This window comes from Bacillus sp. 01N45 (assembly GCF_056399205.1).
This window is the reverse complement of record NZ_JBFTQW010000010.1, coordinates 165,155-186,306: the sequence shown is the minus strand read 5'-3', so window position 1 is coordinate 186,306 and position 21,152 is coordinate 165,155. Positions and strand designations below refer to the sequence as shown.

Here is a 21,152-nt window from a genome sequence, read left to right as displayed (position 1 = left end):
ATTACTTTTCTACTATTATATTGTCTGTCTTTATAGACACATTTCTCGTGAACCCGCTAACGATAAACATCACAATCATATTCATTAACAATGCGACTATACCTACATTTAAATCTTTTATATATTGAGGGAAAGCTGGAAACATCGTAGCTATAGTTGAACCAGATAAAGTAATATATGCGACCACTAACAACCCAATCCCCATCCCTGCAATTGCCCCTTGCTTCGTAATAACTTGACGTGGAAACAAACTACATACAAGTGCAGGGAAAAGTTGTGTCACTATACTATATCCCATTAAAAGAAGTGCACCTATTGTTTCTCCACCTTTAAAAGTGAACAAAACAGCTACAAGCGTTACTACAGGCACAAATAATTTTGCCACTTTAGCAACTTGTCTATCTGAAGCAGATGGGACCATTGTTCGGTAAATGTTTTTTGCTAATAAAGTAGACGCCGCCATAACAAGCATGGAACCCGGAACTAATGCTGTTAATACTCCTGCACTACCAATAATCCCAATAAACCATGGATCAAATGTTTGAAGAGCGAGACGGAATAACGAAAGGTCTACATCCCCTCCCTTTAACCCTGGAACTTGCAGTATAGCAGCAAAACCTGCAAAGAATACGAAAAGCAATACTAAAGAATAAAGGGGCATGATCGCCGCATTTTTCCTAAATACTTTTTCATTTTTTGCAGAGAAAGCAGAAGCAAATGTATGGGGCCACATATAGAAACCGAGAGCTGTTAATACAATAGTAGAAACAAACCAAGAAATGCTCATCCCTTCATCAGGTAAAGATAAAAATCCTGGTTTCGCTGCTTCTACCGCTTCAAACATCGGCTGAAATCCCCCGTAATAATGGTACGGTAAATATATACCTAAAAACATAACGATAAACAGTATCATAATATCCTTCAAAGCTGCTGTCCAAGCAGAGCCGTGTATACCTGAAACCATTACATATATCGTTATAACAATTGCACCAATCCACACTGCAATAACCGGTGATACCCTTCCGTAAGATGCTTCCGAAACGATAATTCCTAATCCTTTTAACTGTAAAACAAGGTATGGAATAATCGAAATAACCCCAATGACAGAAACGATAATGCCAAGTGTCTGACTCTTATATTTCTTCACAAAAAAATCTGGCTGCGAAACAAGATTATGCTCTTTCGCATACTTCCAAACTGGCGGCAATAAAAAGTAAGATAAAATATAAGCTAGTGCACCATAACCTAAAATATAGAAAGTAGGTGCTCCTTTACTATACGCCCATCCACTTCCGCCTAAAAATGTAAACGTCGTATAAATTTCACCTGCCATAAGAAGAAAAACAAAAATAGTGCCAAATCCTCTTCCACCAACTGACCATTGCTCTAAATTCATATCTTTTCCATGTTGTGCCCGAATTCCTAAAAATAGTGCAAGAAACAAAAATAATATAATGATAAGTAATGCGATCATTTTACATCCCCCTTATTAGCAGGATCAAATACGTACACAAGTCCCATACAAAGAGACGTAATGAGCACCGATAATAATACCCAAAACAATAAAAATGGCATCCCTAATACGTAAGGAGTAACTGAATTAGCAAATACAGGTCCAATAACTAAACAAAAAACTGGAATAAGCGCTAATACGTGTATTTTCTTCATCTCATTCTCCTTTACTTATAAAATTCATAATGGATGATACAAAGACTTCCACGCCAATCGGTAATGCATCTTCATCAATCGTAAAACGAGGATGATGGTGAGGATATATAATTCCTTTCTCGTTATTTCCCGCTCCGATAAAAAAGAATGTACCTGGCGCCTTTTGTAAAAACGCTGAAAAATCTTCTCCAGCCATCGTCGGCTGTAAACGAGTAACTTGCTCTCTTCCATAAAGCTGTAATGCTGTTTGCTCAATAATCTCTGTAACTTCATAATCATTTACTACTGGTCGATATCCATATTCATAAGAAAATGTATATTTCGCCCCGTAAGATTCCGTCACATGCTTCACAATTCGTTCAATCCTTTTCTCTGTTTCTTCTCGCAACTCATGTCTTAAACTCCGCACTGTCCCTTCAATCTCCGCTTGTTCTGGGATCACATTATGGGTTGTCCCAGCATGAAATTGCGTAACAGATACTACAAGGGGATCTAATGGATTCGTGAGGCGAGATACAATGTGCTGAAGTTGCGAAACAACTTGTGTACCGATTGCAATGCTATCAACCGTTTCATGAGGGATTCCAGCATGTCCACCTTTTCCTTCTATCGTAATTTTAAAAACATCTGGGGCTGCCATTGCAGGACCATAAATTACACCTATTTTACCAACCTCTAACGATGCCCAAAGGTGAGCACCAATAATATAATCCACACATTCCATTACACCCGCTGCAACCATTTCCTCTGCACCGCCAGGAAAGTTTTCTTCTGCATGTTGGAAGAGAAAACGAATCTCTCCTTTAATCTTCTCTCTTTCTTCTACTAACTTATGTACGACCCCAAGTAATATCGCTATATGTCCATCATGGCCACATGCATGCATCACACCTGGATATGTAGAAATAAAATCAAACTCATTTTCTTCATGAATAGGAAGCGCGTCCATGTCAGCACGAACCGCGATGGTTTTACCAGGTTGCTTACCAATTAACCTTGCCATTACACTATATTTAGTAGGTCTTGACACTTCTAAATATGGGATTTTTTGAAGTATATCGAATACAAACTGTGATGTTTTTTCTTCTTGAAAAGATAACTCTGGATACTTATGAAAATGCCTTCTCCACTCAATTAATTGATTTTTCGATAAAACCAGTTCCTTTGCAACATCCATTTCTCTTCGCCCCTTCTTCACCAAGTTAAATGTTATTATAGCGTGAATCGTTAACTTTTAAAATAATCTTCTGAATTCTCAGTTATAATAACTTAAAAATAAAAAGCCATCAAAAAGATGACTTTTTCAGTATTATAAAATAGTAATCGCTTGTTTCCCCATTTGCTCCCAAGCTTTCTCAAACTCTGCTCGCGGAACAGCAAAACGCGGATTATTTTTAAGTGGATCATTTACATATACAAAGTTTTGATCATACCCAACTATTACTACACTATGTTCATAATATGTAATTTTCACTTCGCCAGAGCTTGTATTCCATGTTTCAAAACTACTCTCGGCTAGTGGCTTAAACGTTGTATTAATAATGACCCATACTGGCGAACCGGAACTAACTACTTTATACATATCTTGCACGTCTCTACCTGTTAAATTAACTACTTTTTCAGGAGCATATTTTTCTGCTAAATTAAAAATGGGTTGATTATATACACCATATCCTGGCTCTGTCTTCGTATAAATATTTCCAACGAACCCCTCATAAGGATTTCCACGTAAACCATTTTGTTCAAATGGAACACGATGAATTTCGCTAGCAAGTTGCATCTTATCTACTTGTATACCTTTGTATTGTAGCAACATAGCCAAACTTGTAACTTCACATCCACGAGGTAATTCTGGTAACTGCTTTATAAACGGAACATTTTCAATCATAGTCGCTTCTTTCATTTCAGATAAAAACTCTAAACGGAACACTTGCGCCTTTTGTATAATTTTATCTTTCCCTATAAAAAACGCGGCAGCAAATATAATTCCAAAAACAAAAAGATATTTTAACTTTTTCATTTTAAACAAAACTCCATTAATTATTATTTTACAGACATACCTCTTATCATTGTACCTTTCTTCTTACTAGTTTGCTAGAAAGATTCTATGAATTATTGTTCACACTTACATCGTTATAAAATTCTAATTATTTTTAATAAAAAGAAAAAACAATATACTTTTCTGAATATTTTTGCTAAAATCAAAATAATTAACATAGTGAAGATATCACCTTGTTAATAAAAACATTCTTAGAGTATTTAGTCATAGTTCGCATTTTACATACTCCATTCATTTCATAATAAATAAGCCGAGTATGTGTCACATCCCCCACTAATGATTAAAAACTCGGAATGAAAATCAATTCATACATACAAGAAAATAACGGGGTGAGGGGCATATGAATCAACAAGTAGAACAAACAGATTTAAAACGAACAATGAAAAGTAGACACCTATTTATGATTGCACTTGGTGGTGTTATCGGAACTGGCCTATTTATGGGATCTGGTCAAATCGTCCATAATGCCGGTCCTGGTGGTGCTATTCTTGCATTTTTAGTCGGTGGATTTGTTATGTATTTAACGATGTTATGTCTTGGTGAATTATCAGTTGCTATGCCAGAAGCAGGTTCATTCCAAAGCTATGCAAGCAAATTTATTTCACCTGGTTTTGGATTTGTTGTCGGTTGGATGTATTGGTTAAATTGGGCTGTTACAGTTGGGGTAGAGTTAACAACTGTAAGTATTTTAATGAAACGTTGGTTTCCAGACGTTTCTTCGTGGATTTGGTGTGTTACATTTGCAGCAGCACTCTTTCTTGTAAACGCATTATCAGCAAAAGCATATGCAGAAGCAGAATTTTGGTTCGCAAGTGTAAAAGTCGCAACCATTGTTATTTTCATCGTACTCGGTGGTGCAGTTATGTTCGGTCTACTAGACTTTAATGGAAAACCAGCGCCAATGCTTCACAATTTCACTGAAAATGGCGGATTATTTCCAAACGGTGCATTAGCTGTTCTTCTTACGATGATTACAGTAAATTACTCCTTCCAAGGAACAGAATTAATCGGAATTGCTTCAGGAGAAAGTGAAAACCCTGAGAAAACAATTCCAAAAGCGATTAAAAATACCATTTGGCGAACTCTCTTCTTCTTCGTCCTAGCAATATCAGTTGTTGTAGGTTTACTCCCATGGCAAGAGGCTAATCTAGTCGAAAGTCCATTTGTACTTATATTTGATGTGGCTGGTGTTCCATATGCAGCTGACATTATGAACTTTGTTATTATTACAGCAGTATTATCCGTAGCCAACTCTGGTCTATACGCAAATTCTCGTATGCTTTGGGCGATGGCAAAACAAGGAATGGCAAGTCCAGCTTTTACGAAGTTAACTAAAAAAGGAGTGCCACTAAACGCATTAATTTTCAGTCTAATTTTTGCAAGTTTGTCTCTATTAACAAGTATATTTGCGGCAGATACTGTCTTTTTAGTTTTAACATCTATTGCAGCTATGGCCGCTGTCGTAGTTTGGATGTCAATCGCAGCTTCACAGTTTTTCTTCCGTAGAAATTTCTTAAAAAACGGCGGGGACATTAATGATTTAAAATATCGCACACCGCTTTATCCAATCGTTCCAATCGTAGCATTCTCACTCAATTTCATTACATTTGTTAGTTTAGCTTTCATTCCAGATCAGAGAATTGCTCTTTATTGTGGTATTCCATTTATGATTTTTTGTTACATTTTATACCAATTAAAATATAAAAAAGTTGTCACATTTGAACAACAAATAAATCTAAAAAAAGAAGTAAACTAAATATACAAAATATTCAGCTATCTTTCTTATCATAAGATAGCTTTTTTCTATTTCTTGGATATCTTGGTATAACTTTATTTATCTTAAAATTTCCACAATCACGTTTTTCACTGGAAAATAGTTTACAATGTTATCAAGTTACAAATGATATTCACCTTAAAAAGTGTGCATTTGTGTCTATTTTTTAACAATATCACAAAAACTATTGCCATCTATAAATTAATAGGTTTATATTGTTTTATTGGCATAGTTTCAATCCAAGGAGAAAGGAGATTTTCAATCGTGCAACTAAAGAAAACGTTTTGGAAGCTGGCTTCGCTTCTTCCGTTATCATTACTTCTGTTCCTCGGCGGCTGTGATAAGAAACTCGCAGTATTAAATCCGCAAGGACCTGTTGCAAAAGCACAGTATGATTTAATTGTTTGGTCATTCTTGCTTATGTCATTAATTATCGCAATTGTATTCATCTTGTTTACAGTCATCTTGATTCGTTATCGTGAAAAACCAGAGAATATGGACTACGAGCCACCTGAACAACACGGTAACACATTATTAGAAATTATTTGGACGCTTGTTCCTGTTATTATCGTTATCGCATTATCGATTCCAACAGTAAAAGCAACGTATGCTTCGGAAGAGGTTCCGGCAGAGTCCAAACATATTAAACCAGTTGAGATTTATGTTACATCTGCAAACTGGAAATGGTTATTCAGTTACCCAGAGGAAAAAATTGAAACCGTTAACTATTTAAACATCCCAGCTGGTGTACCAATTCAATTCAAACTGACTTCTGTCGGTCCAATGAATGCTTTCTGGGTACCAGAACTTGGTGGTATGAAGTACACTATGGATGGCATGATTATGGATCTTTATTTACAAGCTGATAAGCCTGGTTCTTACCTAGGCCGTAGTGCGAACTTCTCTGGTGAAGGATTCACACATATGGAGTTCGAAGTTGAAGCAAAAACTAAAGAGAAATATGACAAGTGGGTTAAAGAAGTACAACAAACTGCTCCTAAACTAACAGAAGATAAGTACAACGAAATTGTTAAACCTGGTGTAGTTGGTCGTATGACATTCTCTAGTCACCACTTAAGTTATGTAGATCCAAAATCACTTGAATATTGTGATTACAACTACTACAAAAACAAAAAATAATAGCTATTATTCCAACAGATTGGAGTGAACACAGTGAAGCTTGATGAATTCTTTGTCACAGGTGACCCGATTATTTACGGTGCAGACGCTTCTATCGTTCTTGTGACATTAGCAATCATTTTCGTACTAACAAAGTATAAAAAATGGAAATGGCTTTGGGACGAATGGTTAACAACTGTTGACCATAAAAAGATTGGGGCCATGTATATTATCTCTGCGGTTATCATGTTATTCCGTGGTGGTATGGACGGTTTAATGATCCGTGCACAGTTAACATTCCCAGAAACAACTTATTTAAATGCTGAACACTATAACGGAATCTTCACAACACACGGTACAGTTATGATTCTTTTCATGGCGATGCCATTCGTTATGGGATTAATGAACCTTGTAGTACCATTACAAATTGGTGCTCGTGACGTTGCATATCCGTTCTTAAATGCTTTAAGTTTCTGGTTATTCTTCGTCGGAGCAATGTTATTTAACATCGCTTTCGTAATCGGTGGTTCTCCAGACGCTGGGTGGACTTCTTACTTCCCAATGGCAGGTACAGAGTTTACTTCTGGTGTAGGAAATAACTACTACGCAATTGCATTACAGATTTCAGGTCTCGGTACGCTAATGACCGGTATTAACTTCCTTGTTACTATCTTAAAAATGCGTACACCTGGTATGACTTTAATGAGAATGCCAATGTTTACTTGGTCAATCTTAATTACAACAGTTATCATTATTTTCGCTTTCCCAGTATTAACAGTTGCTCTTGCATTAATGACATTTGACCGTCTATTCGATGCTCACTTCTTTACGATGGCGAGCGGCGGTATGCCAATGTTATGGGCCAACCTATTCTGGGTATGGGGTCACCCTGAAGTATATATCGTTATTTTACCGGCATTCGGTATTTTCTCTGAAATCATTAGTACATTCTCACGTAAACGTCTATTCGGTTACAGTGCGATGGTATACTCAATGGTTGCAATTTCTTTACTAAGTTTCGTCGTATGGCTTCATCACTTCTTCACGATGGGTGCAGGTCCAGCGGTTAACTCATTCTTCTCGATTTCGACAATGGCGATTTCGATTCCAACCGGGGTTAAGATCTTTAACTGGTTGTTTACACTGTATAAAGGACGTATTCGTTTTACAGTTCCAATGCTTTGGTCATTGGCATTTATTCCAAACTTCGTAGTCGGTGGGGTTACAGGGGTTATGCTTGGTATGGCAGCAGCTGATTATCAGTACCATAACAGCTACTTCCTAATTGCTCACTTCCACTACGTATTAATCGCAGGTACAGTATTCGCTATGCTTGCTGGATTCACATTCTGGTATCCAAAAATGACTGGTCATATGTTAAACGAACGCCTAGGTAAATGGACATTCTGGATCTTTATGAGCGGATTCAATATCTGTTTCTTCCCAATGTACTTCTTAGGTTTAGACGGTATGACTCGTCGTATGTACACTTACTCTGAAAGTCTTGGATGGGGATGGCTAAACCAAATCGCATCTGTTGGTGCGGTAATGATGGGTATTGGTTTCCTAATTCTTTGTTACAACGTAATTTGGAGTGCTCGTCACGGTGAACGTGACACAACTGGAGATCCATGGGATGGCCGTACACTTGAATGGGCAACTCAATCTCCTGTACAACATTACAACTTCGCGAAACTTCCTGAAATCAAAGAAGCTGATGCTTTCTGGTACATGAAAAAACGCGGAGAAACAGTTACACCAGCAGCAGAAGATTTAAAACCAATTCACATGCCAAGTAACTCTGGTGTGCCTATTATTGCGTCTTTATTCTTCGGTCTTGCAGGTTTCGCATTAGTATTTAGCTGGTTCTGGCTTGCAGCAATCGGCGGCGTTGGTATTTTAGCTTGCTTAATCTATCGTTCGTTCGATTATGATGATGGCTACTACGTAAGCGTTGATGAAATTAAAGAAACAGAACATATAGCATGAGAGGTGAAATGATATGGCGGCTTTAGATAAAAGCTTACCTTTGGAATATCAATCCGAGCAAAGCAGATTGAATATCCTAGGATTTTGGATTTTTCTTGGGGCTGAAATTATGCTGTTCGCAACACTTTTCGCCTCTTATCTAGTACTTGCTGGTCGTACGGCAGATGGCCCAACCCCAGCGCAACTGTTTGAACTTAAAACGCTTTTAATTCAAACATTACTACTTTTAACAAGTAGTTTCACATGTGGTATCGTAATTCACGAAATGCGTAAGCACAACCAAAAAGCAATGCTTGGATGGTTCATCCTTACATTACTTTTAGGTGCAGGTTTCCTATTCTTTGAAATCGAAGAGTTCATTATGTACATCGGTGAAGGCGCAACAATTCAAACAAGTGCTTTCCTATCTGCATTCTTCGTTCTTCTTGGAACACATGGTGCCCACGTAACAGGCGGTATCATTTGGGCAACTTGTGTTATTATCCAAATTTTAAAACGAGGTTTAACACCAGTTACAGCGCGTAAAGTATTCATTATCAGCTTATATTGGCATTTCCTTGATCTAGTTTGGGTATTTATTTACACACTAGTTTACTTGAACGGGATGGTGGCGTAAATGGATCAAAATAACAACCAAGCAAACGGGCATGCGCATAGCGGATTCCCTTGGTCACACGTTTTCGGATTTATTTTATCGCTTGCACTAACGTTTCTAGCGTTATACGTGGCACTTTATACAAACTTGCCACTTTCAACGATCTTAACAACTATTATCGTAATGGCTGTTGCGCAAGCGTTGTTACAATTAATTATGTTCATGCATTTAAAAGAAGGAGAAGGAAGAGTTCAAATCCTTACAATGATATACAGTTTCTTCGTTGCAACTGCAACAGTTGGTTTAACTGTATGGATCTTCTTCTCAATGTAATGTACATGAAAAAGACTGCTGAGATTCCTCAGCAGTCTTTTTTTTATCCCTCATTAACGAGCAGTAAGACCCCAGGGGGATCAACTGCCCGTAAAAGCCTTCACTTTATCCCCTCCCCTATTACATCCACATTACGAAATTAACAACAGAATCATGAAAAATATACTTATTATGACAAATCTTAAGAAAACTCTTTCTTTATGAAATCGAATCCATATGCGTTGCTTTTCTACCTATTATATGGCTAAATAGGTACTATATTTATTTGAAGGGAGAGAACGCAATGGAACATCATACTTCTGTTCTATCACTTATGGTTGTCGTTGCAATCGCGTTTTTCGTTCCCCTTTTGTTACAACGCTTTAAATTAAAAGCACTTCCTGTCGTTGTTGCAGAAATCATCGCAGGAATCTTTGTAGGTAAAAGTGGGTTTAATATTATTGAGCCAGATATGTGGCTTCAAGTCTTATCGACACTAGGATTTATCTTCTTAATGTTCTTAAGCGGTTTAGAAATTGATTTTTCTATCTTTAAACAAAAAGGGAAAAAGAATACGACAAACGAACCAAACACATTCCAAGCAGCAAGCATTATCTTCTTATTTATTTTCATCTTATCTTATGCCCTATCATTACTGTTCGTATGGCTAGGATTCGTGGATAATGCAATGTTTATGACTTTAATTATTTCAACTATTTCTTTAGGTGTTGTTGTACCAACATTAAAAGAAAATAACTTAGGAAAAACGGCAATCGGACAAATCATTTTATTAGTCGCTGTTATTGCAGATTTAGTTACAATGATTTTACTCGCTGTATTCGTCGGATTAAATTCCGAAAGCGGCCAAAGCATGTGGCTCCTTCTTCTTCTATTCGGCGCTGGTATTGTTATTTACTTCATTGCAAAACGCTTTAAAAACATTCCATACTTAGATAGCTTAAAAGCTGGTAGTGTACAAATTGATACACGAGCTGTTTTTGCACTCATCTTAATATTAGTTGGGTTATCTGAATCTGTTGGAGCTGAAAATATTTTAGGTGCCTTCTTAGCAGGGGTACTCGTATCGTTATTATCACCAAATGAAGATATGATTGAAAAACTGGATTCCATCGGCTACGGTTTCTTCATCCCTATTTTCTTCGTAATGGTTGGTGTGAATCTAGAAGTTTGGTCTATTTTTAAAGAACCTTCTAGCATGCTAATGATCCCAATTTTAATTGTAGGACTCTTTATCTCAAAACTGATACCATCACTCGTCTTACGAAAATGGTATCCACGTAATATCGTACTAGGAAGTGCCATCTTATTAACATCGACACTTTCTTTAGTTATTGCAGCTGCACAAATTGGTGAAAAACTAGGAATCATCAGTACGAGTTTATCTGCTTCCCTTATTTTAAGCGCAGTTATTACTTGTATTTTTGCACCTATATTATTTAAAAAGATGTTCCCAAAAGTAGAAACACCAAAACCAAAAGTTTCTATTATTGGTGCGAGCAGAATTACCCTTCCGTTATCACTTGATTTAAAACGAGAAGATTATGACGTAACACTTTATATGATGCGTCAAAATAAAATAAATGATGAGGAAGCGAAATCACATGACTTCCCTATCGTAAAATTAGATGACATCACAATCGCTTCATTAACTGAACAAACAGCATTTAACGCAGACCGCGTTGTTGTTGCAACAAGTGATGATGAACAAAACTTATTATTGGCGGAACACGCAAAAGATCTAGGTGTTGAACATGTTATTGCAAGTGTAGAAGATCCACTTCTACAAGAAAAAGCAACGCAAGAACATATCGCCGTATTCTCAACAATTAACTCTACACGTATTCTGTTACGTGCACTAATTGATAAACCGAGTCTCGTTCGCTTAATTACAACAGCAAATGAAACAGTTCGTGAAGTTGAACTACGTAGCAATACATATAACGGTGTTGCACTACGTCGCCTTCCGTTTTTAGGGGATGTACTCGTCATTCAAATTTACCGCGGTAATAAAGCATTAATCCCGCATGGTGATACGAGACTACAACATGGTGATACATTGCTTGTCACAGGTTCAAAAGAACATATTGATACGTTGAAAAACATATTAGAATAAAAAATGCCCCTTACATAATTGAGGGGCATTTTTTTCCATTCCATATGGTAAAATGTTACTATCACATATTATGAGGATGGATCACATTATGTCTATTGTAACTTTAGCTCTTTTATTATTGGCGGAAATACTCGTTGCCATTATTCTCATCGGTGTTAGCATTGAAATTTGTAGTTACGGATGGAAAAAATCGAATGGAATAAAATACTCTTGCCTCTTACTTTCACTCCTTCTCGGAATTGCTAGCATACTCGGACTTTTCGCCGCACCTGCCTATTTCTTTATACAACTAACAGAAAACGCCTTATAAGAAAGGATGTTAATATGATTACCGTGAAAAATATTGAGGGATCTGAAACTTACGTATTACGTCAAAAAATTTTACGCCCGAATCAAACATTAGCAGATTGTAAATACTCTTCCGACTATGAAACAGACACCTTTCACTTAGGCGCATTTATAAACGATGAACTAATTAGTATCGCTTCCTTCTCAAAAGAGATATACCCTGACTTACTAGCAGGTGTTCATTATCGTCTACGAGGAATGGCCACATTACCTGAATTTCGAAACAAACGTGCTGGAAGTTCCTTAATTCAGAAGGCGGAGCAAGTCTTGCAAGAACGTAAAGCAAATATATTATGGTGTAATGGCCGAATTACTGTAGCTGACTATTACAAGCGCTTAGGCTTTCAGGAACATGGTGAAATCTTTGAAATTGAACCGATTGGCCTTCATAAAGTACTGTATAAAAGAATATAAGAAAAGCTTTCCGCAATATGAGAAAGCTTTTCTTATATTTCAATCTTCACTTTTTATTTTTCTCATATATATGTATATAAACAAACTAGGAACTAAAAAACAAGCAAACATAATAAGTCCTGTCATACTAATTTCCTTTATAGCAATATCTGGTGTTACAATAATACAAATAGCTAAAATTCCAATAACAATACCTACTGGAATAAATAATAATTTCATAAAATAGCTGCGTGATACTCCACCTGTATGCTCATATGCCTCTACAGAATGTTTTAAATTTAAGAAGTTAATGACTACGATCCCGCCCATAAATACCATTAATAAATCCGAAACACTTTCATATTCTGCACCTTGCAAAACGTAGCGATAAAAAACGATACCTAGTATGACGATATTTTGTAAGATGAAAACGAGTCTAATATGTTTTAGCCCCTCAATCATTAAACGTTCATCTTTCACAATCCTCACTCCTCTTCCTCCCAAAATAAATCATTCAATGTTTTGTCTACCGCATAACAAATTTTCAAACATAAATCTAAAGACGGGTTGTATTTCCCCTTCTCAATTAAACTAATCGTTTGCCTTGTAACGCCTACTTTTTCTGCTAATTGTTGCTGTGTTAAATCTAACTGAACACGCGCGACTTTTATTTTACTTACAGCCATTCATGTTCCTCCTCTGCCTTTATTGTAACATATATATTCCATTAGGTAATTTATATTTTACTAAAATCGTTTGATTTTTACTTTATTATACACAAAAAAAGAGCCTCCCATAAGAAGCTCCCTCTTCTATATCTATATTATAAGAATAAATGACATCCAAATAAAATTGTAAATAAGTATAGTAACGGATGTACTTCCATCCCTTTCCCTTTCACAATTTTTAAGACTGGATACACTAAAAATCCAATTGCAATTCCATTCGCAATGCTAGACGTTAACGGAATACCGATAAAAATTAAAAATGCTGGTAATGCATCTTCAAATTCATTCCAATTAATATCACGAAGACTTTGCGCCATTAGACTACCTACAATAATTAATGAAGGAGCTGTAATAGCGGCTACACTTGATAAAGAAGCAATCACAGGGCTGAAGAATGCCGTTATAATCGTTAGACCGACAACTACAATACCCGTTAATCCTGTTTTACCACCTGCAGCAATACCAGCTGATGATTCAATCGTCGCTGCTGTTGGGCTTGTTCCAAAGATAGAACCTGTAGTCCCACCAATTGCATCTGCAATAAACGCTTTACCAAAACGTTTCTCTGTATTATCTGTAATTAAACCCGCTTGTTTAATTAAACCAAGTAATGCACCTGTTGTATCAAATAACAGTACAAGTAAAAATGAAAATACAACACCATATAATCCGTATTCAATTACATCTGAAAAGGCATTGATTGGGTTTGAAACGATAATTCCCTCTGGTAAATGAGGCATCGCAACAATTTTATCCGTAAACTTCAGTTGCCCTGTAAAGAAGGCGATAACTCCTGTCACAATCATACTAATAAATAATGCACCGCTCACACGTAATGCCATTAATACCGCCGCTAATATTAAACCAATTAAAGTTAAAATAACGGCTGGAGAATGAAAATCACCAATCGTAACTAAATTAGATGGATGATCAACGATAATTCCAGAAAGGCGTAATCCAATAAAAGCAATAAATAGTCCAATTCCACCTGCAATTGCATGTTTTAAACTATCAGGAATTGCGACAATTAGCTTTTGCCTAAATGAAGTGAAAGATAATAAAAGAAAAATGATACCTGTTACAAATACTGCTGAAAACGCAATGACATATGTAATCCCCTCTGCCTGTTGAACAACAGAATAAGCAAAATACGCATTCATTCCCATAGCTGGAGCAATAACAATTGGATAGTTAGCTAAAAACGCCATACATAGCGTTCCTACAACCGTCGCAATAATAGTTGCTGTAAAAGCTTGATCAAATGGTACACCTGCATCAGATAATATTTTCGGATTGATGACAAGAATATACGCAAATGTAAAAAAAGTTGTGATGCCAGCTAAAAGCTCTTGCTTCACAGAAGTGTTATATTTTTGTAATTGAAACATGGTTATGTACCCTTCCTACATCTGAATTATTATCACATATTCTTTTCTTACTAGTATGTGAGAAAATATAATACTTAATCTTAACAATCAATAAAAAGAAGAGTCAATATATTCGCTAATAGTTCGAATTTTAAGTTTAAGTCTGACAAGTTTAGATGTAGTACAGTTCATCATGATTATTTTTGTAGCATAACAGATAGAAATGTTTTATAATTTGAAATAGTTAAATATTTAGCAAACGCATTCAAATATCGTTCACTCTACAAGGGGGATTCTTCTTATGCAGCACACAAACAAATCTGAAACTTTAAACCGCGGTTTAAAAGAACGACATATTACTTTAATGTCGCTCGGCTCCGCTATTGGCGTTGGACTATTTTTAGGATCCGCTTCTGCTATTAAGCTAGCTGGCCCTTCTATTCTACTAGGTTATATGATCGCCGGACTCGTTATTTTTTTCATTATGCGAGCACTCGGAGAAATGGCAATTGAACAACCTGTTGCCGGTTCTTTTAGTAAATATGCCTCTGATTACCTTGGACCACTAGCTGGCTATATTACTGGCTGGAACTACTGGTTTTTATGGGTTGTTACTTGCATGGCTGAAATTACAGCAGCTGGCATTTACATGCAATACTGGTTCCCAGATATCCCGCGCTGGACTTGGGCTTTACTCGCTCTATTATTAATGAGTGCTTTCAACTTCTTATCCGTAAAAGTATTTGGAGAACTTGAATTTTGGTTTGCTCTCATCAAAATTGTCACAATTATCTGTATGATAATTGTTGGAGCTGGTATTATTTTATTCGGATTTGGAAACGGTGGTATCGCTACTGGTATTTCAAACCTTTGGTCACATGGTGGCTGGTTCCCAAATGGTTTTTCTGGGTTACTACTCTCCATGCAAATGGTGTTATTCGCTTATTTAGGCGTTGAATTAATCGGTGTTACAGCGGGTGAAGCTCAAAATCCGAAAAAAACACTCGCAAAAGCAATCGATAACGTATTTTGGAGAATATTACTGTTCTACGTTGGGGCTCTATTCGTTATGATGGCAATTTATCCATGGAATGAACTTGGGGAAAAAGGAAGTCCATTCGTATTAACATTCCAGCAAATCGGTATCGCAAAAGCAGCAGGGATTATTAACTTTGTCGTATTAACAGCAGCTCTTTCTTCTTGTAATGGTGGTTTATTTAGTACAGGCCGTATGCTATTTACATTAGCTCAGCAAAAGAAAGCACCTGAAAGATTTGGTCGTTTAAATAAAAACGGTATTCCGAGTCAAGGAATTGTAGCAACAGCTATCGTTTTACTCGTTGGTGTTATATTAAACTATCTTGTGCCCGCAAAAGTGTTTACATGGCTGACTAGTATTTCAACTTTCGGGGCAATTTGGACTTGGGGGATCATTTTAATCGCTCAAATTAAATTCCGTAAAGGTTTGCAAACTGATAAAAAGGACAAGCTAACATATAAAATGCCTTTACATCCATTCAGTTCATATTTCTCACTCGCTTTCCTTGCACTCGTATTAGGTATTATGGCGTATTCAGAAGATACAAGAATTGCATTGATTGTTGGTCCTATTTGGCTTATTGGTTTAGCTATCGTGTATTACATGAAAGGTTTCCATAAAATTGATGAAACACCTAATTCAAAAATTAGTTAAACAAAACATCCCTTCCTTATTACTTGGAAGGGATGTTTTTAAATCTATATAAATATTTCTCAACAAAATTCACGTTATTTTTACAATTTTTTAATATTTTTTATGTTTTCCGTCTTTATTTTTACAGAAAAATAAATTACATTATTAAAGCACATATATTTATTATTAGGGGGATTCTTCTATGAAGAATAAAAAATGGATTACATTTTCTTTAGCAACAGCAATTACACTAAGTATAGGGACTTCGTTCATACCGTCTACTTATGCAGAAAGCTCTGTAGACCCAGCTCCTGAAATTGCTGCAAAAGTTGTAAATCAAAACAATGGGAAAAAAGTATTATTCGATAATACACACGGTCAAACTGCCGGAACCGCTGATTGGGTTATTGATGGTGGCTTTTCTGATTTCGGAAATGGTATTGCTCAAAATGGCTATCATGTAAAAGAACTACGTAAATCAACACCAATTACATACGAAGATTTAAAAGACTACAATGTGTTTATCGTTCCAGAAGCAAATATTCCTTACAAAAAATCTGAACAAGATGCTATGTTACAATACGTGAAAAATGGCGGTAGTATTTTCTTTATCGCTGACCATTATAATGCAGATCGTAATAAAAATCGCTGGGACTCTTCTGAAGTATTTAATGGATATAGACGCGGTGCATGGGATAACCCTGCAAAAGGAATGTCAAGTGATGAAGTAAATTCACAAGCTATGCAAGGAGTAGAAAGCTCTGATTGGCTATCTGACAACTTCGGTATTCGCTTCCGCTACAATGCAATCGGTGATGTTGCAGCTAAAAATATTGTGTCACCTGAACAATCATTCGGAATTACAAAAGGTGTTTCATCTGTAGCAATGCATGCAGGTTCTACTCTAGCAATTACAAACCCAAAACTAGCAAAAGGGCTTGTTTATCTTCCAGAAAACCCGTCAAAATGGAATAATGCTGTTGATAGCGGTGTTTATAACGGCGGTGGCGTTGCAGAGGGGCCTTATGCCGCTATCGCAAAAGTAGGGCTTGGAAAAGCTGCCTTTATCGGTGATTCTTCTCCAGTTGAAGATGCATCGCCAAAATACGTTCGTGAAGATTCTGGCCAAACAAAGAAAACTTACGATGGATATAAAGAAGAAAACGATGCTATCTTACTAGAAAATATCGTAAATTGGCTATCGAATAAAGAAACATTTACAAGTTTAGATCAAGTAAATGGTTTACAACTTGATTTACCTACCACTTTACAAACATTTGAACAACCAAGCTTATCAACTGAGCCACAACCTGAACCTTGGAGTGCACCAAATGCAGGTTATCAATGGTTTAATACAAACACTTTTAAACCAGGTTCATACGGTTATAACAGTGCTGTAACAGCAAACGACTACGTAGTTACACACCCTAGCACTCTACCAAACAATGAAGTGTTCCAAATAAAAATCCAAGTAAATAACTTATTACCAAACACAACATACACTAATTACTCTTTAGGTATATTCACTACTGGCGGTACACAAGTAGCAAAAGTTCAAAATACAAATGGTTCTTGGCCATCTGCTTTTGGATATAGTAGTGCATTCTCTTTCACAACAAACAGCTTAGGTTCTGCTGAGAAGATTGTAAATGTACAAATCAATCCAAATACTGCTGGACAAGCAACTCTTCGTCTACGCCAAAATACGACAGCGAAATACAATGAAACTGTAATAATTGATAAGAAATAATGAAGAAGGCAATCCGCATGCGGATTGCCTTTTTCTCACTTCTCTTCTTTCGAGAAAAACATTCTTGAAATAACGATACCTATACTTCCTACAATTAAGAATAACACAGCCCTGATCATCATCGATACTTCTGGTAAGTCCAGAAGGAATAGCTTCCCTATCGTTACGACTAACACGACTAAGCCGGCATACAATATTTCATTCATATTTTTATTCCGTCCAAGCCAAACGGCAAATAATGCATATACCATCCATAATAACGATACAGATACGCTTATTATACTTCCATCTGTAGACAGCACTTCACCGACTCTAGTAATTGCAATAAATACGATAACCATAAACCAATAGAGCGTTATAGAATAAACATATTTTCCGAAGCTCCTTAACACATCTTTCGCTTGTTTCATGCAGTAATAAAATGTACCTATTAAAATAATATGGGCAACAAACCCAGCTGAAATGAAATGATCAAACGGACTAAAAATAGTTTGTATCATTCCAATCGCGTAAATCGTCGCACTAACATACAATTTCACCTGTTGTTTTACTTTAATAGCAGTCACCATACCGAGGAAACCTTGCAATAATAATACAATCGCTGCATTTACTAAACTATACTCATATAAAATCGCTAAACTAAATGCACCCATTGCGAAACCAAATAAAAGATTTGTAAATGTAGAATGTCTATTCTTCCTATATTCAAACACAAACATAGTAGCGTGCACGAGTGCACTAATCATTAATCCCCATGTTGTAAATTCAGGTATTTTTGAAATGGCTAATATAAAGAGAACTGCATTCGCACTAAATATCGCCAAGCGTGGCTCTAATATAAAACTTCTCTCCGTAAACATATGCCAAAATAATAGTAAGTGAATCAAACCATAAACAACCGTTAACTGTATTTGCAAATCCTCTACTAACATTGACATAATAGCAAAGAAAACAAAAAGGACAATAGCAGCAACAGCATAAGAAATCATATATAAATACTGATAACGATTTTTCAACGCATACCATAATAAGCTAAGTGTTAGTATCGTCTCATATCCAAAGAAAATATAAGGATTAGGAGTCGTACTATTTAATAAGAATGGCACGAAGAACGCTCCTACGGCTACGAATATAGTAAGATATTCCGATTGATACCTCTTCGCTACATAAATACCTAAAATGACCCATGCAATATTACATACAAACGCAACACTTGCTGGAATAAATCCATATAAATAATGCGCCGCAAATGTCGTTAAAACTATACCCGTAATACTTCCTCCTGCTAATACTAAACCCAACGCTTGCCGCTCTCGTTTAATTTGAATATCACCTATATAATAAAAACCGATTGATAGGACAATACCAAACACAATTCGTATTACAGGTGTTAATAATCCAGCATCTACCCCTGCTTTAAATAACCAGATTACTCCAAGTAACATAATGCCGACAAATATACGTGGCAACCAAGTTTGGCAAAACTTAATAATATTAAATGGTTCTGGTTTAAATGCAGATATATCTACTTGTTTTACCTCACGTTCTTGCACGGGCTCCTTTATTGTAACTACTTCTTCTTTTTGCTTTTCCTCCATTACCGTTTCAATATATTCTTTCTTTTCTTTACTAACATGTTGCTGAGCATTTTCTACTTCTATTTCTCTTTGTTTTGCTTTCAATTCAAAAAGCGCTTCTTGAATTGTTTCAATTGCCGTTTCGAGCGCTTCTATTTTCTTATTTAAATCCTCCTTCATACGCTCCCCCCTCACCATTCATTCAAAATCTATATATTACCAATTATCTTTATCATACTCTTAGTCTATTCATTTTCAATACTATTTTTCCTAAAAAAAGAAAGGTATCTTCCGAAATAGGAAAACACCTTTTTACTCATTTATTCTTATTTAGAACAACACTAACGATGACACCAATACAAACACCTATAATAGCTGGAACAATCCATCCAACACCTTCTGTATAAAACGGAATGTATTTCAATATTGACGTCCACTGATTCATCATTACATTTTTATTGAAAATATCGATTGCACTAAATACCGCTACAATCCCAACAGCTACTGCATATACGTATGCATACTTTCCAATATATTTATGGAATAACCCTAGAATAATGAGTGTTAATGCAACTGGATAAATAAATCCAAGAATCGGTACTGATACTTTTAAAATTTGTGTTAATCCTAAATTAGCTAAAATCATACTAGCAAAACTTAATATAAATGCCCAAACTTTATACGCTACTTTCGGAAATGCACTTGCGAAAAATTGACTACAAGATGTAACAAGCCCGATTGAAACGCATAAACAAGCGATCGTAAAAATAAGACCTAATAAAACGACTCCGCCTTGTCCAAATAATGTAGTCATAACTTGCGCTAACACGTTCGCCCCATTATCAAATGTACCTAACGAACCGCTAATTGAACCAACATATCCAAGTATGACATAAATAATAGATAATAATAGTCCTGCACCAATTCCAGCAATACTCATATATTTCGCTAAACCTTTATCATCTTCAACACCTTTTGCACGAAGAGCATTTGCAATAACAATCCCAAAAATTAAAGCGGCTAGCGCATCCATTGTTAAATATCCATCTAAAATGCCTTGGAACATAGGAGCTTGTCCATAGTTTCCAGCAGCCTCTTTCACACTGCCTACTGATGTAAACATACTCTTTATAAAAATAAGGGCAATCATCCCTAATAATAACGGTGTTAAAACTTTTCCGAACAACCCCATTAATTTAGACGGTGATAAACTTAACCAGTACACAATACTAAAGAAAATAACCGTGTAACATAATAAAACTACACTTCCCGATTCTGTGAAGAACTGACCTGGTCCCATTTCAAAAGCTAAACTTCCTGCACGTGGTATACCAAGACCTGGTCCAATAAATAAATACACGATACATGGGAAAATAATGGCGAATGAAGAATGAACCCTCCCCGCTAACGTTTGAAAGCTTCCCGCTTTCGCAATAGCGATAACACCCAATATAGGAAGACCTGTTGCTGATATAATAAATCCTATTAATGAAATCCACACATGTTCTCCTGCTTCATACCCAAGGAAAGGTGGGAATATAAGATTCCCCGCTCCAAAGAACATCGAGAATAACATAAGGCTAATCAGTAAAATTTCTTTTTTCTGTAACAATTTCATTTGTTTCTCCTTCTTTAATTTCATCTTTTATGAAATCAATTTCACATAT

The 21,152-nt window shown here is 36.1% G+C and carries 19 protein-coding genes; 10 read left to right on the top strand and 9 right to left on the bottom strand.

The annotated features are described in order from the left end of the window. Position 1: 1 nt before the first annotated feature. The 4 genes from AC1DMU_RS21985 to AC1DMU_RS21970 form a co-directional block, all read right to left on the bottom strand. Entirely contained in the window at positions 2-1,474 is a 1,473-nt protein-coding gene (locus AC1DMU_RS21985) for a sodium:solute symporter family protein (protein WP_088061933.1), read from the bottom strand. Beyond that, entirely contained in the window at positions 1,471-1,668 is a 198-nt protein-coding gene (locus AC1DMU_RS21980) for a DUF3311 domain-containing protein (protein ID WP_087983279.1), read from the bottom strand. Before AC1DMU_RS21980 ends, AC1DMU_RS21985 begins: the two co-directional genes overlap by 4 nt. 1 nt (position 1,669) lies before the next feature. Continuing rightward, positions 1,670-2,845, bottom strand: a complete 1,176-nt coding sequence (locus tag AC1DMU_RS21975) for an amidohydrolase (RefSeq protein ID WP_088061931.1) — start codon at positions 2,843-2,845, stop codon at positions 1,670-1,672. Positions 2,846-2,977: 132 nt separating this feature from the next. Continuing rightward, on the bottom strand, positions 2,978-3,688 hold the full coding sequence (locus AC1DMU_RS21970; RefSeq protein WP_088061929.1) for a C39 family peptidase: 711 nt from the start codon (positions 3,686-3,688) through the stop codon (positions 2,978-2,980). A 379-nt stretch (positions 3,689-4,067) separates the two neighbouring features. Here AC1DMU_RS21970 and AC1DMU_RS21965 point away from each other — a divergent pair, with 379 nt between their 5' ends. The 8 genes from AC1DMU_RS21965 to AC1DMU_RS21930 all read left to right on the top strand — a co-directional run bounded on the left by AC1DMU_RS21965 (position 4,068) and on the right by AC1DMU_RS21930 (position 12,412). Next, on the top strand, positions 4,068-5,483 hold the full coding sequence (locus AC1DMU_RS21965) for an amino acid permease (protein WP_088061927.1): 1,416 nt from the start codon (positions 4,068-4,070) through the stop codon (positions 5,481-5,483). Positions 5,484-5,765: 282 nt separating this feature from the next. Continuing rightward, on the top strand, positions 5,766-6,641 hold the full coding sequence (locus AC1DMU_RS21960) for a cytochrome aa3 quinol oxidase subunit II (RefSeq protein ID WP_046957295.1): 876 nt from the start codon (positions 5,766-5,768) through the stop codon (positions 6,639-6,641). A gap of 33 nt (positions 6,642-6,674) precedes the next feature. After that, positions 6,675-8,609: a cytochrome aa3 quinol oxidase subunit I gene (gene qoxB / locus AC1DMU_RS21955; protein ID WP_048562936.1), complete on the top strand. Its 1,935-nt coding sequence runs from the start codon at positions 6,675-6,677 to the stop codon at positions 8,607-8,609. Between the two features lie 13 nt (positions 8,610-8,622). Further along, positions 8,623-9,225, top strand: a complete 603-nt coding sequence (gene qoxC / locus AC1DMU_RS21950) for a cytochrome aa3 quinol oxidase subunit III (RefSeq protein WP_000729314.1) — start codon at positions 8,623-8,625, stop codon at positions 9,223-9,225. Continuing rightward, positions 9,226-9,537, top strand: a complete 312-nt coding sequence (gene qoxD, locus AC1DMU_RS21945) for a cytochrome aa3 quinol oxidase subunit IV (RefSeq protein WP_000372611.1) — start codon at positions 9,226-9,228, stop codon at positions 9,535-9,537. It abuts the gene before it with no gap. 283 nt (positions 9,538-9,820) lie between these two features. Beyond that, a complete protein-coding gene (locus tag AC1DMU_RS21940; protein ID WP_088061925.1) occupies positions 9,821-11,650 on the top strand; it encodes a monovalent cation:proton antiporter family protein in 1,830 nt (609 codons plus the stop codon). A gap of 52 nt (positions 11,651-11,702) precedes the next feature. Further along, positions 11,703-11,960 carry a DUF4022 family protein gene (locus AC1DMU_RS21935; RefSeq protein WP_141542836.1) on the top strand — a complete coding sequence of 86 codons (258 nt, stop codon included), beginning with the start codon at positions 11,703-11,705 and terminating at the stop codon, positions 11,958-11,960. A gap of 14 nt (positions 11,961-11,974) precedes the next feature. After that, the gene (locus AC1DMU_RS21930; RefSeq protein ID WP_000633772.1) at positions 11,975-12,412 is read left to right on the top strand and encodes a GNAT family N-acetyltransferase; all 438 of its coding nucleotides are present in this window, start codon (positions 11,975-11,977) and stop codon (positions 12,410-12,412) included. Between the two features lie 39 nt (positions 12,413-12,451). Here the strand turns inward: AC1DMU_RS21930 and AC1DMU_RS21925 are convergent, their stop codons facing one another. The 3 genes from AC1DMU_RS21925 to AC1DMU_RS21915 form a co-directional block, all read right to left on the bottom strand. Then, on the bottom strand, positions 12,452-12,880 hold the full coding sequence (locus AC1DMU_RS21925; protein WP_088061923.1) for a hypothetical protein: 429 nt from the start codon (positions 12,878-12,880) through the stop codon (positions 12,452-12,454). Further along, positions 12,877-13,077 carry a helix-turn-helix transcriptional regulator gene (locus AC1DMU_RS21920; protein ID WP_000301181.1) on the bottom strand — a complete coding sequence of 67 codons (201 nt, stop codon included), beginning with the start codon at positions 13,075-13,077 and terminating at the stop codon, positions 12,877-12,879. Before AC1DMU_RS21920 ends, AC1DMU_RS21925 begins: the two co-directional genes overlap by 4 nt. 137 nt (positions 13,078-13,214) lie before the next feature. After that, complete coding sequence (locus AC1DMU_RS21915; RefSeq protein WP_087983292.1) at positions 13,215-14,507, bottom strand: NCS2 family permease; 1,293 nt, start codon at positions 14,505-14,507, stop codon at positions 13,215-13,217. A gap of 280 nt (positions 14,508-14,787) precedes the next feature. On the opposite strand from AC1DMU_RS21915, the gene AC1DMU_RS21910 reads away from it, so the two are divergent. Together AC1DMU_RS21910 and AC1DMU_RS21905 are read left to right on the top strand one after the other, a co-directional pair. After that, positions 14,788-16,179 (top strand): amino acid permease, encoded by a 1,392-nt coding sequence (locus AC1DMU_RS21910; protein WP_087983295.1) that lies wholly within the window; start codon positions 14,788-14,790, stop codon positions 16,177-16,179. Positions 16,180-16,360: 181 nt separating this feature from the next. Further along, a complete protein-coding gene (locus AC1DMU_RS21905) occupies positions 16,361-17,908 on the top strand; it encodes a DNA-binding protein (protein WP_088061919.1) in 1,548 nt (515 codons plus the stop codon). Positions 17,909-17,943: 35 nt separating this feature from the next. On the opposite strand, the gene AC1DMU_RS21900 is transcribed toward AC1DMU_RS21905, so the two are convergent. Together AC1DMU_RS21900 and brnQ1 are read right to left on the bottom strand one after the other, a co-directional pair. Further along, positions 17,944-19,665, bottom strand: coding sequence for a DUF2339 domain-containing protein (locus tag AC1DMU_RS21900; RefSeq protein ID WP_088061917.1), 1,722 nt, complete (start codon positions 19,663-19,665; stop codon positions 17,944-17,946). Between the two features lie 136 nt (positions 19,666-19,801). Further along, a complete protein-coding gene (gene brnQ1 / locus AC1DMU_RS21895) occupies positions 19,802-21,103 on the bottom strand; it encodes a branched-chain amino acid transport system II carrier protein BrnQ1 (protein ID WP_088061915.1) in 1,302 nt (433 codons plus the stop codon). Between the last annotated feature and the right edge of the window lie 49 nt (positions 21,104-21,152).